Source organism: Pseudomonas sp. RT6P73, from assembly GCF_054897715.1.
The window spans coordinates 1,691,218-1,704,865 of record NZ_JBUBUV010000002.1; the positions used below are offsets into that span (position 1 = coordinate 1,691,218).

Consider the following 13,648-nt stretch of genomic DNA (forward strand, 5'->3'; position numbering starts at 1 on the left):
AGTGGGGTTGCTGCCAGTAAAATCCACCTGTAAAAAGTAGTCATCTTCGATAGGTGCGACCGCAGAGAGCGGCAGGCACCACACACCAAACCCGGCCATTGCGCCGGGTTTTTGCGTTTATGGGGTAGGGCGATGACGAACGAGCAGCAAGCGCTGGCAGAGATGCCGATCTGGTTAGTGATCGTCCTGGCTCTGGTCGGCGGTGTGTCGGGGGAGATGTGGCGGGCAGACAAAGACGGGGCGAGAGGCTGGGCATTGTTACGGCGCCTGGCACTGCGATCCGGTGCCTGCATTGTTTGCGGCGTGTCGGCGATGATGCTGATGATCGCAGCCGGGATGTCGATCTGGACGGCGGGCGCATTGGGTTGTCTGACGGCGATGGCCGGTGCCGATGTTGCCATTGGTCTTTACGAACGCTGGGCCGCCAAGCGGCTGGGCATCTGCGAAGTGCCGCCCGCCAACGGTGAACAGGGGTGATGCACCGATCCGGGGCGCCGAAAACCGCCGGGGACCCTGGGGTTATCCGAGGGGTACGGGGTCGGAAACCCGCGGGAAAGTGTTAGCGGACAGTTCACCAGCTTAGTGAACTGGGGTGAACAGGTGAACTCCCCGTATTCATTAGGTGAACAGGACATTCCATCATGACTGTAATCAGCAAAGCGGAGTTTGCAGCACGGCGAGGGTGGGCCAAATCGTATGTTTCCAAGTTGGCCAATCAGGACCGGTTGGTCCTGGCTGAGGATGGCAAAAAAATTGAGTTGGAGGCGACTGAGGCGCTGCTCGCCAAGACGGCGGACCCAAGCAAAGCAGGTGTTGCCGAGCGGCATGAGCGGATTCGCTTGGAGCGCGAGGCCCAAATAGCCGTCGAAGAACCTGCGGTGCCGCAAATCGCAGAGGTGGCGGACTTCCAGAAGTCTCGCGCGCTTCGAGAGCACTACTTGGCGCTGCAAGAACGCGACAACTTTCTCAAACAACAAGGCGTTTTAGTCGAGCGTGAAGCCGTCGAAATGGGCGCCTATAACGCCGGCCGCCTTCTGCGCGATCAACTGCTGGGCATGCCTCCGCAGTTAGCGCCAGAGCTCGCCGTCATGACCGACCCCTGGCAAATCGAAAAGCACCTGACGGCGGCTATCCGTCGCTCGCTTGAGGATGCAGAGCGCTTGTCCTCGGCCGATCTTGAACACGCCCTGACCACGAGTTAAACCCATGCCTACGGAAATTCCTGACGGTGCAGAGGTGTACCGCGAGGCGTATTTCCGAGGGCTGCATCCTGACCCTGACGTCTGGGTCGATGAGTGGGCCGACGAGTACATGCGCATCCCGCGTGACACCGGCGCCGCTGAGCCCGGCCAATACCGCACCTCGCGTACGCCGTATGCCCGCGAGCCGATGCGCTGCCTGTCGCCAGCTCACCCCTGCAAACGCGTGGTCACCATGGTGGCCTCGCAGCTAATGAAAACCCAGATTGCCTTGAACTGGATCGGCGGCCTGATCCACATGGCGCCGTCCAACATCCTGACCCTGCTGCCGAGCCTGGGCCTGGCCAAGCGGGTGTCATCGCGGATCGGCAAGACCATCAAGGCCACGCCAGTGTTGCGTGAGCGTGTCGCGTCCAGCCGCTCGCGGGACTCGCGAAACACCATGGACACCAAAGAGTTCGAGGGTGGTTCGCTGTACGTCACCACCGCCGGCTCTGCGGCCAACCTGTCGGAGCTGTCGGCGCGCTACGTGTACGGCGATGAGATCGACCGCTGGGAAGTGGACATTGGCGAGGAGGGCGACCCCATCGAGTTGGCGGAAACCCGGGGCAGCACCTTCGGCCGTAACGCCAAGTTCTACTTCTCCAGTTCGCCGACGATCAAGGGCGCCTCGCGGATCTCCGATCTGTTTGAAGGCAGTGACCAGCGTTACTACTACGTGCCATGCCCGACCTGCGGGCACATGCAAACACTGGAATGGGAGCGCCTTCACTACTCGAAAGACTACAGCGTGGTGCACTACGAGTGCGCCGGGCCTGAGTGTGACGTGCTGATCGAGGAGTACCACAAGGGCGAGATGCTCGCCAAAGGCGAATGGCGCGCCCATGCCGAGGGTGACGGCGAGACGGTGGGCTTCCACCTCAACGCCTTGTATTCGCCGCTGGGCTGGATGGACTGGAAGTCGCTGGCCAAGCAATTCGAGAAAGCCAAAAAGGCCCAGGCCAAAGGCGATCTGGAGCCCATGCAGGTGTTCTACAACACCCGTCTGGCGAAGGTTTGGGACAGCGCACAAGAGCAAACCAAGGCCGACACCCTGCGCAAACGGGCGCGGCTGGAGAGTTACAGCCTTGGCTCAATGCCGGCAGCAGTGCTGATGATCACCGGGGCCGTCGACGTTCAGGCCAATCGTCTGGAGTTTATGGCCATGGGCTGGGGCGTCGGCATGGAGCGCTGGGTCATCGACTTTCAGGTGGTCGCGGGCGACCCCGCAGACGAACGCACCTGGGCGGCACTCGACGAATTGCTCAAGGCCAAATACCGCCATCCGTGTGGCGTTGGCCTCGGCATTCTCGCGGTGGCCGTCGACTCCGGCGGGCACCACACCGATGAGGTCTACCAGTTCTGCCGCGTCCGTCGCTGGCGCAACGTGTTCGCCATCAAGGGCGCGAGCAAACCCGGCAAGCCGGTCATTGCCCAGCGGCCGTCGATGGTGGACGTGACCTGGAAAGGGCAGACCGAACGCAACGGCGCCGAGCTGTGGTTCGTCGGTACCGACACGGCCAAGGACTGGATCTACAACCGCTACCCATTCGAGTCGGGGCCGGGTGCGCTGCACTTTGCCAATGACCTGCCAGACGACTTCTTCGACCAGTGCGTCGCAGAGCGCAAGGTTGCGCGCTACATCCGGGGCCACAAGCGCATCGAGTGGGTCAAGGGCAAGGCCGAGCGCAACGAAGCCCTTGACCTGATGGTGTATTGCCTGGCCATGGCGCATTACCTGGGTCTTAACCGATACAAGGAACACGACTGGGAGCGGGTGCGTCAGTCCCTGGCGCAGTCGGGATTGTTTGACGAAGCGCTCGGCATCAAACCTGTTCAAGGCGAACGCATCAGCAACACCGGACATGCGACACCAGCTGCACCACCGCAACCGGCACCGCAACTCGCTGCCCCGGTCGTGCAATCACGACCCGCAGCAACACTACCTCAACGCCGCAGCTCCACCAGTGGTTATCTGAAGAGACGCTGATATGTCATTTACCCAGAAGCACCTCGACGCGGTTGAGGCGGCCATTGCTCGCGGTGAAAAAACCGTGCGCTACACCGACCGCACCGTCGAGTACCGCACCGTCGACGAACTGCTCAAGGCGCGCGAAGAGATTCGTTCGTCACTGATCAATGCTGCCGGGCCGCGCTCGCGGGTGGTCAGGCTGTACCACGGAGGCAAAGGAGTCTAATGGCCCGCCACTATCCGACGCTCACCCGTAACGGATTCTTGCTGCCGTCGAACATCAAGGCCAGTTACGAAGGCGCCGGAGAGGGCCGCCGATCCACTGGCTGGGATGCTCCCGACAACGGGATCAACAGCATCAACACCCCGGCACTGCGTAACTTGCGGTCGCGTTCCCGGGCAGCGGTTCGTAACGATCCGTACGCCTTCAACGTGATCGACAAACGCGTCAGTAACCTGATCGGCACGGGCATCACGCCGAGGCCAAAAACCGACGACGAAGCCCTGCGCAAACTGCTGCAGGAACTCTGGGACGATTGGGTCGATGAATCGGACGCCGACGAGCGCACCGACTTCTATGGCCAGCAGGCGTTGGCGGCTCGCACGGTGGAAACCTCGGGTGAATGTTTTGTGCGCTTGCGACCGCGCAGCCTGGATGAAGGTCTCGCCGTTCCGCTGCAGCTCCAGATACTCGCGCCGGAGTTCGTGCCGCATGACAAATTCGAAACCACCAAAACCGGCAACATCGTCCGCGCCGGGATCGAGTTCACCCCCGACGGCAAGCGGGTGGCGTACTGGATGTACCTGTCGCACCCGCGCGATGCATCGTCGCTGAACGCCGGTTACAACCAGTTGGTGCGGGTGCCGGCTTCTCAGGTGCTGCACATTTTCGAACCGGTCGAACCCGGCCAATTACGCGGCGTACCGCGTTTGTCGCCGGTGCTGAAACGCCTGCGCAGTCTCGACAACTACGACGACGCGGTGTTGTTTCGCCAAGAGGTGGCCAACTTGTTCGCCGGCTTCATCAGTCGTCCCGCGCCGGACTCAGGGCATACACCCCGGGATCCAGTCACCGGTCAGCTTTTGGATCACGACCGCGACGGTTTCACGCCGATGGTCGCGCTGGAGCCCGGCACCATGCAGGAGCTGGGGCCAGGTGAAGAGGTTGAGTTCTCCAAACCACCGGATGCCGGCAATAACTACCCGGACTTCATGCGGCAGCAGCTGATGGCTGCTGCGGCGGGAACGGGCACGCCGTACGAGATCCTCACTGGCGACATGCGCGAGGTTAACGACCGGGCGCTTCGAGTGGTGCTCAACGAGTTTCGGCGCCGCCTGGAACAGCTGCAATTCAGCGTCTATGTCCACCAACTCTGCCGGCCAGTCCGGGCGGCATGGATGGACATGGCCGTGTTATCCGGAGTCCTCGTGCTGGACGACTACGCACAGCGTCGACGCCATTACCTACGGACTCGTTGGGTGCCACAAGGTTGGGCCTACATCCAGCCGGTGCAGGACGTACAGGCGCGGCGGATGGAAGTGCAATCGGGCTTCGCTTCGCGCAGCGAGATGGTCCTGCGCACCGGCTACGACGCGGAAACCGTTGACGCAGAAAACGCCGCCGACCTGGCCCGAGCCACGAAGCTCGGCCTCAACTACACAACCCTTGAAGCCGTCGAGCTGCTCGACGACAAGGAGCAACCATGAGCAAGAAAGCGCGACCGCGCGTTTATAACCGGGCTGGCAAACAGGTCCAGCTGCAGGACAAAACTTGGTACGCGGTGCAGGCCAGTGGCGAAGCCGCTGAGCGGGTTATTGAAGTCTTCGTCTATGGCGAGATTGGCGGCTGGGGCATCACGGCCAATCAGTTCGTGCAGGATCTGCGCGCTATGGACGACGGTATCTCACCGGTGATCGCGGCCTTCAACAGCATCGGTGGCGATCTGTTCGACGGCCTCGCCATGCATAACGCGCTGTCACGGTTGGGTGAGCGCTGCACAGGCCGCGTGGATGCATTGGCCGCCAGTGCGGCCAGCGTGGCGGTGTGCGGCGCGCATAAGGTTGTGATCGCGTCCAACGCCATGTTGATGATCCATAACCCTTGGACCTATGCGGCTGGGGATGCCGAGGACTTCCGTAAGGTGGCCGACGTGCTCGACCAAACCATGGAAGCAATCATCGCGGCCTACAAGGCCAAGGCGCCCGACATCGATGAGGTCGAGCTGCGCCGGTTGGTTGCCGCTGAAACCTGGCTGACGGCGAATGAAGCCGTGGCCTTGGGCTTGGCCGATGAAGTCGGCGACGGGGTCAAGGTCAAGGCCTGTCTCGGTCAAGGCAGCGTGCTGCAGCGTTATCAACATGCGCCGGCTGAGTTGCTGGCACAGCTGGACGAGCCACCCGAGCAGGATCCGGAGTTAGATCCTGACGAGCCGCCGCTGGTACCGCCGGTGGTCGATTCGGCCAAGTTGGCACTGATGATCACCCAGCGCTGTACGGCGGCGGGTATCAGCAACCTGGTCGAACCGCTGCTCAACTCGACCCAGCTGGAAAGCGAAGAAATCGTCCTGGCTGGCTTGGCTCGTGCCAAAGCCGTGAATGACCTGTGCGTGGCGGCGCGCTTGCCGGAGTTCAGTGCCGAGTACGTCGCGGCGGGGCTGGATGTTGCGGCGGTTCGAGCGCGCCTGTTCGACAAGATCGTCAGCAGCGGTAAGGGCTTTGAAATCGACAACAGCCTACCGCTGGACATTGACCCGGCACCCAAGGTGCTGGCCAAACAACCTGATCCCACCTCGATCTGGGCTGCTCGACAAGCCGCTCAATCTGGCACCGCGCACGGCGCAAAAGGAGCAAGACAATGACCATCAAAAAAGAGCCGATCCACGCGGGTGAATTTCTCCTGTCCGAAGGCGCGGGGAGCATTTCGCGGGAAACGATCAACGTCGCCGCTGGTCCTGCGCTGAACCCGGGGCAGATCCTCGGTCTGGTCACGGCCACGCGTGAATTCGCGCCTTACCACCCGACCGCCGAAGATGGCACCCAGACCGCCGTCGCGATTCTCTTCGGGCCGCTGGGGGAGTCGGACATCGTGCGCCGGGGACGCGCCGTCGTGCGCATGGCTGAAGTCAGCGAAGTGCATTTGACCGGGCTTGACCCTGATGCTGAAAAAGAACTGGCCACCCATTTTCTGATTGTCCGCTAAGACCATCAGACACGTTTATCCGCCCCGCCTTGAGCGGGGTTTTTCATATCTGGAGAGAACCCATGGCCGAGATCGCCATTTTTGACGACGAAGCGTTTACCGTTACCGCGCTGACTGCGGCACTCAACGATCAACCCTATCTGCCGGGACGCATCAGTGCACTGGGACTGTTCCGCGAGGAAGGTGTCACCACCCTGACCGTACAGATCGAAAAGGACGGCGACACACTGGCGCTGGTGCCTGCCGGTGAGCGGGGCAGCTCTGGCCTGGTGGTTGGTGCCAGCAAGCGCAACCTGATCCCGTTCAACACCGTCCACCTGCCGGAGCGCTTCACCATCAAGGCCGACGAGATCCAAGGTATTCGCGCCTTCGGTACTCGCACCGAGCTGCAGGCGGTACAAGACGTGGTCAATGCCCGCTTGGCTAAAGCGCGCCGCCAGTTGGACGCCACGCACGAGTTTCAGCGCATGGGCGCACTCAACGGTTTGATCCTTGATGCCGATGGTTCGACGGTGCTGCTGGACCTTTATGATCGCTTTGGTGTGCAGCGGCAAAAGCTGCCTATGGGTTTGAATGATCAAAGCACGGAGCTGCGGGTTAAATGCCTCGAAGCACTGGATATGCAAGAAGATGCTTTGGGCAGCGTGACCAGTACCAGCTCTCGTGCCTTCTGCGGCAAGAACTTCTGGAGCAAGCTGGTCACTCATAAGGCGGTCGTTAAGACCTATGAAGGCACGCTTCAAGCTGCAGCATTGCGTGGTGATGCCCGGGAAAGTTTCGAGTTTGGCGGCATCACTTGGGAACGCTACCGTGGCAAAGTGGCCGGTGTGTCTTTCGTCCACGACGACAAGGCGTTGCTGGTCCCTGAAGGTGTGCCCGATCTGTACATCTCGGTGTTTGCTCCTGCTGACTACATGGAGACGGTCAACACCCAGGGCATTCCGTACTACAGCATGATCGAGCCGCTGCCGTTCAACAAAGGCATGGCCGGTGAAGCACAGTCCAACCCGCTGCACCTCTGCACTCGACCTCGCGCACAGATCCTGCTGGAGCTCTGACCGTGAGCTTTCGCGATCTGATTGCCGACGTCGACGCGGTGGTGTTCGAAACCCTGGGCGACAGCGCCCGAATCGAAGGCCGAGCGGAGCCCGTGTTGGGCATGTTCGCGGCGCCCTGGCTGCAGCCCCAGTTCGGCAAGCTCAACACCGGGTTGCGAGAGCCCCGGTTCGAGATCCGCGTCAGCGACTCGGACGGTTTGCAGCAAGGGATGCTGGTCAGCATCGATCTGCCCGCGCTGGATGGCGGTGGCGACTACGACTTGCTGCAGTTGGAGCCCAGCGGCGACGGTCTGGTCGCCTTGATCCTGAGGATGCGCGCATGAGTGTTGGCAGCTACTTCAAACCCTCGGCCGGTGGCGGGATGCTTTCCATCCAGTCCTCGACCGCAGATCTACAAGCGTTCGAGGAGTTTGCCAAGCAGGTGCCGAAAGCAGCCGCCGCGGCTCAGCGCCGAGCGATCAACAAAACGCTGGGTTGGCTGCGCACGCACATCGCCCGGGCGGTGAGTCGGCAAGAGCGTATCGCCGTTGCGGCGGTTCGGCAGCGTTTGCGTAGCTACCCGGTATCCGGCGGGGCCACCAGCGGCAAATTGTGGTTCGGCTTGAACGCCATCGAGTCCAGCCGGATCGGCCGAGCGCGGCAGTCTGGCAGCGGTGTGTCGGTCGCGGGTCGGCGGTACCAGGGCGCCTTTCTCAAGAAGGTCTATGGCAACAAGCCCGACATCTGGATCCGCACCGCGAGCAAACACTTCAACGCGGAGGATTATCCCGACAGCACAGTGTCGACGGGGCGGGGCGCCAGTTCGGGGTGGGTCGCAGAAAATGGCGATCGCTTTCCTCTGGCCAAAGCCAAGGTCTCGCTGGAGCAAGCCCGTCCGCACTTCGACAGCTGGGTCAAACGCGCCGACGCGCGCTTACTGGAAATCCTGCAGCAGGAGTTCAACTTCGAGCTGCAAAAGTACCTGAAGGGGACGGTCAATGCCTGATGAGCTTTTTAGTCTCGACCAGCTTTATCGGGCGATTGAACAGCAGATGCTGGCCCATCTCCCCGGTGTCCACGCGGTGACGGCTTGGCCAAATATCAAGGATCGCATTGCACTGCCAGCGGTGTTCATCGAAATGGCCGAGATGGAGCCCGGCCTCGACATTGGCACGGGTCAGACAACCGTTATTTGCAAGTTCGAGGCGCGGATTATCGTCGACCCGATACGGCCACAGCATTGCCAGCAAGCCGCGCATTTGGCGGCGCAGTTGGCGGTGTTGCTGCGCTTGCAAACCTGGGGGCTTGAGGTTGAGCCGGCCGTGTTCGTCCAGGCGATGCAGGATTGGACCAAGCCAGAGCTGGATGGCTACGTGGTCTGGTTGGTGGAATGGACTCACCAAATCTACCTGGGCGCCGAGGAGTGGCCATGGCCAGACGAGCCACCGGGCACGCTGATGCTGGGTATCAACGATGATGTTAAAGCCGAATTTTTCAAACCTGAGGACCTGCCGTGAGTTACGCGAGCGCCGAGCATGACCGCATGATCGCGGCCATGCTGATGCCGTGTGCGGTGGTCGGCGTCGACTTGGTTGCCCCGGCAGTGCGAGTGTCGAATGGCGAATGGACGAGCGCCTGGGTGCGTTGGCACAGCCTGGCAGCGGGGAAGGCACGGCACTGGCGCGTCCCGAGCCTTGGTGAGCAAGGGGTGTTGTTTAACCCCAGCGGACAGGCCGGCATGGGCACCTTTATCCCGGGGTTGTACGGAAATGCCGGCGCGCCACCGGATAACCGCGACCATGTCGAGGTTTGGCGATTTGATGACGGCGGCTCGCTGGTCTACGACTGGCAGGCCAAGTCTTACACGATCACTTTGCCGACGGGGACGGTGACGATCAAGGTCGCCGCCACCGAAGTGGTGGTGACCGACAGCGCCGTAAACGTAACGACCGGGAACATCAACCTGAAAGCAGCGGTGACCATCGACGGCGCGTTACACGTCACGAAGGGCATCACCAGTGCCGGCGCGATCCTCGACGCCGGTGGTAACAGCAATCACCACACGCATTAATTGTTCATCCCACGACAACCCGCCAAGTGCGGGCTTTTTTATGCCTGGAGGAATCATGGCCAAGACCACCGACAACCCTGTCAGCGATGAGCAACCAATCGCTACCCCGGTACCAGAGCTACGGCTGAAATTTCGCGACAAGGTCTATACGTCGCGGACGCTGATCATCCCCAAAACCGGCCGTACGTTGCCGGTGGCCAAAGGGCTGGTGGAAGTCGCAACGTCCGATAGTGAGGCTCTGACCTTCCTGAAAGCCAACGAAGAATTCGAACCGTTTAGGGAGTGAGCTAGATGATCGGAATGGATCGCCACACCGGCCAACCCATTTCCGGCATCGAGCATTTGCGACAGTCGATCGCAGACATCTTGGGCACACGGGTGGGCAGTCGCCGACACCGACCCGAGTACGGCAGCAATCTCCCCTTATATGTCGACATGCCGGTTAACGAGGGCTGGAAAAGCTCAGTGCAAGCCGAGGCGGTCCGGGCGATAGGGCGTTGGGAGCCGCGCGTAAAGCTGGAGCGTGTCCGCGCTATCTCGTTGCTGGGCGGAAAAATCGACCTGAGCATTGCCGGCGAATACCTCGGCGACCGTTTTCTGTTTGAGGTGAGCGTATGAGCATCGTGGATCTGACGGCGTTGCCGGCGCCGGACGTGCTGGAAGGTCTGGACTTTGAGGACACCTACGAAGAAGGGCTGGGCACGTTTCGCAGCTACATGGGCGACAACTGGAATGCGCTGCTTGAGAGTGATCCGGTGGTTAAGTTGTTGGAGGTGGCGGCCTATCAGAAGGTGGGTAACCGTGCCCGGGTCAACGATGCCGGCAAGGCGTTGCTGTTGGCCCACGCGATCGACAGTGACCTTGATCACCTGGGCGCTAACGTCAATTTACAACGCCTGGTGATTCAGGCCGAGGACCTGGCGGCGGTGCCACCGGTGCCGGAAGTCAAGGAACAGGACGACCCGTTTCGCGAGCGCATCCAGTTGGCTTTTGAGGGATTGACCACGGCCGGCCCGCGTAACAGCTACATCCTGCATGCACGCAACGCCTCGGGTTTGGTGATGGACGCCACGGCCGAAAGTCCGGCGCCTTGCTACGCCACGGTTACGGTGTTGAGTTCCGAGGGTAAAGGGGAGGCCAGTGCCGAGCTGCTGGCCACGGTCAAGGCGGCGCTCAATGATGAAGATGTGCGGCCGGTGTGTGATCGGGTCACGGTGCAGGGCGCGCAGATTATCGACTATCGCATTGACGCCATTTTGCACATGACAGGCGCGGGGCCCGAGGGTGATGCCAGCTTGACCGAAGCCATCCGGCGCTTGGCTGCGTGGATCAACCCGCGTAAGCGCTTGGGGGTCGAGGTCGCACGCTCGGGGGTGGACGCTCAGTTGCACGTCGCCGGCGTTTCCCGGGTCGAGCTGATCGGGTGGGTGGATCTGGTACCAACCAAGGCGCAGGCGGCTTATTGCGTGGGGTATGACGTGAAACTGGCGGGGGTGACATGAACAGCCTGCTGCCGAGCAATAGCACGCAACTGGAGCGCGCCCTGGAGCGGGCGTTTTTTGAGCGAACCATTATCCCACTGCGCACCCTGTACAACGCCGATACCTGTCCGGTGCATCTGCTACCGCATCTGGCGTGGGCGTGGTCGGTCGATCGCTGGGACCCAAGATGGAAAGAGGCAACCAAGCGCGCAGCCATCAAGGCGTCTTATTACATCCATGCCCACAAAGGGACCATCGGCGCGTTGCGCCGGGTGGTCGAGCCTTTGGGTTACCTGATTGAAATCATCGAGTGGTTTAACGCGGTGCCGGAAGGCCCCCCGGGCACCTTTGTGCTGAAGGTGGGCGTGCTGGACACCGGCATCACCGAAGAAATGTATCAGGAGCTGGAACGCCTGATTGACGACGCCAAGCCCGTCACGCGGCACCTCACGGGGTTGGCGATCAGTCTCGAAACTGAAGGGCATTTGAACATTGCGGTGTCCCTCTACGAGGGCGATGAAATCGACGTGTACCCGCCGGTGATGCGTGACATCGAGGTCACAGGACGCTTCGGCGTGGTCGGCCGCGAACATTCCATAGACACCCTGGACGTTTATTATGATTGATGCGAATTCGCAGTTCTTTGCGATCCTCACGAACGTGGGGATGGCCAAACAGGCGAACGCCGACGCGCTCGGTATTCCCTGGAAGATCACCGAAATGGGCTTGGGTGATGCCAACAATACCGACCCGATCCCCAACGCCTCGCAAACCAAACTGATCAACGAATGGCGCCGCCGACCGTTGAATCAGCTCAAGATTGATCCGGTCAATCCGGCGGTGATCATCGCCGAGCAGGTCATTCCAGCCGATGAAGGCGGGCGCTGGATACGCGAAATCGCCCTGTACGACGCGGACGGCGACATGGTGGCGGTGGCCAACTGCGCGCCGAGCTTCAAACCGATCCTGTCGCAGGGCTCGGGTCGCACGCAAATCGTGCGCATGAATTTCATTGTCACGAACAGCGGCAATATCACGCTAAAAATCGATCCGTCGATTGTTTTGGCGACTCGAAGCTACGTCGATACAGCGATTATTTCAGTGTTGCCGCCGAACAAAACGGCAGGCACTTTCACAAAAGTAACGATCAATGAGCGGGGTGTTGTTCAAAGCGGCAGCAATCCAACCACACTCGCCGGTTATGGCATCACTGATGGATTTGCGACCACGATTGCAGGGAGTGATTACAACGGTCTGACCAAGTCAGGCTTGTATAATTTCCCTGCTTCGAACACGCCAAATCTACCGCTGGGGTTTTCCGGGTCCGGTGCGTTTCATCACGCGATTAGCGATTACGGTTTCACGCTGTCCTATGACCTTGCCTCGGACTCGGTCGCTTTCAGGCGAGCGCTGCCTGGAGCATATGGTTCGTGGCGGAATCTGTGGCACTCGGGAAATTTCACCCCGGGAAGCAAAGCGGACAAAGCCACAACGCTAGCGGGTTACGGCGTTGCTTCGGCAACGCAGGAAGATGTCGATGTGGAAACGAATTTCGACAACACCCGCGCTATGACCATGTTGAGGGTGGTCCAGGCCATCGAGAAGTTCGTGAAGCCGGCCACGGCAGTTCTTGCTGGCGTGGTTCGTCGGTCGACGCAACCTGAAGTGGATGCGGGTACTGAAGATACTTCCTATGTAACGCCTAAAAAAATGCGTTGGGGCTTCCAGTTTCTCAAGGCTACGAATGGCTACATCATCTTTCCGACTTTTTTGGGCGGCTGGATTGTTCAATGGGGGGTCGCCCCGATCACTGCGAGCTCGACAGCGGTCTACGCCTTGCCCATTCCTTTCCCGAATAACTATTTCGTGGGGGTCTGTCAGAGCACAACGTTGGGGATGACCACTAACTACACCACGGGTTTCGGCATGCGTCCCATTGGCCGAGACAAGATCGAGTTTCAAAACAACTACAACGGCTCGGCAATTTCGCTCGGCTTTATCACCATTGGCAACTGAGGGCAGTGAACGTGTCCGACAAATTCGTAACGTTCAATCAGGATGGCACCCTAAACCATCGCCTAATTGAAGGCGTTCATGCGATTCCGGCAGATGCAACGGTCGTGGATGAGGCTTTGTGGTTAAGGCTGACACAGGAAACAGATGGGCAATGGACGATTGACGCTGCTGGGACAATTGCCAAGCAGCCATTGCCAGACATCGAGCAAGACGTCGTGCAGTTGATCGCACGAACCCGATTTGAGCATGAGGCGGCTGGTTTCATCATCGACGGGCTGGCCATCGAATCAACGCGTGACAGTCAGGCGTTGATTGCCAGCGCCGGACTCTCTGCACTTATCGACCCGGACTATCGCTGCAACTTCAAAACTGCCAATGGGTTTGTCGAGATTGGGGCGGTGCAGATTCTCGCAATCGCTAACGCGGTGCGTGCGCATGTTCAAGCTTGTTTTGACCGTGAGTTGGCATTGTTGCGGGCAATTGAGGCGGGAACATACAGCGCTGACATGCTCAACGAGGGATGGCCTGAAGGGTTGTCTGTGCCTGCTCCCGTAGAGCCCAAATAAACGCCCCGCACTGACGGGGCGTTTTCTTTTCCGCAACGCGTAACACGAACCACCCTGACAGCCTCGCT

18 protein-coding genes are annotated in these 13,648 nt (G+C 60.4%); all 18 read left to right on the forward strand.

Annotated features, from left to right (window positions below):
• Window positions 1-132 precede the first annotated feature (132 nt).
• The 18 genes from ACYZT6_RS08240 to ACYZT6_RS08325 all read left to right on the forward strand — a co-directional run bounded on the left by ACYZT6_RS08240 (window position 133) and on the right by ACYZT6_RS08325 (window position 13,580).
• Window positions 133-477 (forward strand): phage holin family protein, encoded by a 345-nt coding sequence (locus ACYZT6_RS08240; RefSeq protein WP_462026444.1) that lies wholly within the window; start codon window positions 133-135, stop codon window positions 475-477.
• Between the two features lie 164 nt (window positions 478-641).
• Window positions 642-1,202: a terminase small subunit gene (locus ACYZT6_RS08245; protein WP_462026445.1), complete on the forward strand. Its 561-nt coding sequence runs from the start codon at window positions 642-644 to the stop codon at window positions 1,200-1,202.
• 4 nt (window positions 1,203-1,206) lie between these two features.
• A complete protein-coding gene (locus tag ACYZT6_RS08250; protein WP_462026446.1) occupies window positions 1,207-3,228 on the forward strand; it encodes a phage terminase large subunit family protein in 2,022 nt (673 codons plus the stop codon).
• A gap of 1 nt (window position 3,229) precedes the next feature.
• Window positions 3,230-3,436, forward strand: a complete 207-nt coding sequence (locus ACYZT6_RS08255) for a phage head-tail joining protein (RefSeq protein ID WP_462026447.1) — start codon at window positions 3,230-3,232, stop codon at window positions 3,434-3,436.
• Window positions 3,436-4,917, forward strand: a complete 1,482-nt coding sequence (locus ACYZT6_RS08260) for a phage portal protein (RefSeq protein ID WP_462026448.1) — start codon at window positions 3,436-3,438, stop codon at window positions 4,915-4,917. The genes ACYZT6_RS08255 and ACYZT6_RS08260 overlap by 1 nt, the downstream gene beginning before the upstream one ends.
• On the forward strand, window positions 4,914-6,068 hold the full coding sequence (locus tag ACYZT6_RS08265; RefSeq protein WP_462026449.1) for a head maturation protease, ClpP-related: 1,155 nt from the start codon (window positions 4,914-4,916) through the stop codon (window positions 6,066-6,068). The genes ACYZT6_RS08260 and ACYZT6_RS08265 overlap by 4 nt, the downstream gene beginning before the upstream one ends.
• Window positions 6,065-6,409, forward strand: a complete 345-nt coding sequence (locus ACYZT6_RS08270) for a head decoration protein (RefSeq protein ID WP_462026450.1) — start codon at window positions 6,065-6,067, stop codon at window positions 6,407-6,409. The genes ACYZT6_RS08265 and ACYZT6_RS08270 overlap by 4 nt, the downstream gene beginning before the upstream one ends.
• 62 nt (window positions 6,410-6,471) lie before the next feature.
• Window positions 6,472-7,467: a major capsid protein gene (locus tag ACYZT6_RS08275; RefSeq protein WP_462026451.1), complete on the forward strand. Its 996-nt coding sequence runs from the start codon at window positions 6,472-6,474 to the stop codon at window positions 7,465-7,467.
• A 2-nt stretch (window positions 7,468-7,469) separates the two neighbouring features.
• Window positions 7,470-7,790: a head-tail joining protein gene (locus ACYZT6_RS08280; RefSeq protein WP_462026452.1), complete on the forward strand. Its 321-nt coding sequence runs from the start codon at window positions 7,470-7,472 to the stop codon at window positions 7,788-7,790.
• Window positions 7,787-8,452, forward strand: coding sequence for a hypothetical protein (locus ACYZT6_RS08285; protein ID WP_462026453.1), 666 nt, complete (start codon window positions 7,787-7,789; stop codon window positions 8,450-8,452). Before ACYZT6_RS08280 ends, ACYZT6_RS08285 begins: the two co-directional genes overlap by 4 nt.
• Window positions 8,445-8,963 carry a hypothetical protein gene (locus tag ACYZT6_RS08290; protein WP_462026454.1) on the forward strand — a complete coding sequence of 173 codons (519 nt, stop codon included), beginning with the start codon at window positions 8,445-8,447 and terminating at the stop codon, window positions 8,961-8,963. The genes ACYZT6_RS08285 and ACYZT6_RS08290 overlap by 8 nt, the downstream gene beginning before the upstream one ends.
• Complete coding sequence (locus ACYZT6_RS08295) at window positions 8,960-9,517, forward strand: phage baseplate assembly protein V (protein WP_462026455.1); 558 nt, start codon at window positions 8,960-8,962, stop codon at window positions 9,515-9,517. The genes ACYZT6_RS08290 and ACYZT6_RS08295 overlap by 4 nt, the downstream gene beginning before the upstream one ends.
• Before the next feature lie 55 nt (window positions 9,518-9,572).
• Window positions 9,573-9,803: a hypothetical protein gene (locus ACYZT6_RS08300; protein WP_462026456.1), complete on the forward strand. Its 231-nt coding sequence runs from the start codon at window positions 9,573-9,575 to the stop codon at window positions 9,801-9,803.
• Between the two features lie 5 nt (window positions 9,804-9,808).
• Complete coding sequence (locus ACYZT6_RS08305) at window positions 9,809-10,135, forward strand: GPW/gp25 family protein (protein WP_462026457.1); 327 nt, start codon at window positions 9,809-9,811, stop codon at window positions 10,133-10,135.
• Window positions 10,132-11,019, forward strand: coding sequence for a baseplate assembly protein (locus ACYZT6_RS08310; RefSeq protein ID WP_462026458.1), 888 nt, complete (start codon window positions 10,132-10,134; stop codon window positions 11,017-11,019). Before ACYZT6_RS08305 ends, ACYZT6_RS08310 begins: the two co-directional genes overlap by 4 nt.
• A complete protein-coding gene (locus ACYZT6_RS08315) occupies window positions 11,016-11,624 on the forward strand; it encodes a phage tail protein I (RefSeq protein ID WP_462026459.1) in 609 nt (202 codons plus the stop codon). The genes ACYZT6_RS08310 and ACYZT6_RS08315 overlap by 4 nt, the downstream gene beginning before the upstream one ends.
• Window positions 11,617-13,014: a phage tail protein gene (locus ACYZT6_RS08320; protein WP_462026460.1), complete on the forward strand. Its 1,398-nt coding sequence runs from the start codon at window positions 11,617-11,619 to the stop codon at window positions 13,012-13,014. Before ACYZT6_RS08315 ends, ACYZT6_RS08320 begins: the two co-directional genes overlap by 8 nt.
• A gap of 11 nt (window positions 13,015-13,025) precedes the next feature.
• Window positions 13,026-13,580, forward strand: a complete 555-nt coding sequence (locus tag ACYZT6_RS08325; protein WP_462026461.1) for a DUF4376 domain-containing protein — start codon at window positions 13,026-13,028, stop codon at window positions 13,578-13,580.
• Window positions 13,581-13,648 lie beyond the last annotated feature (68 nt).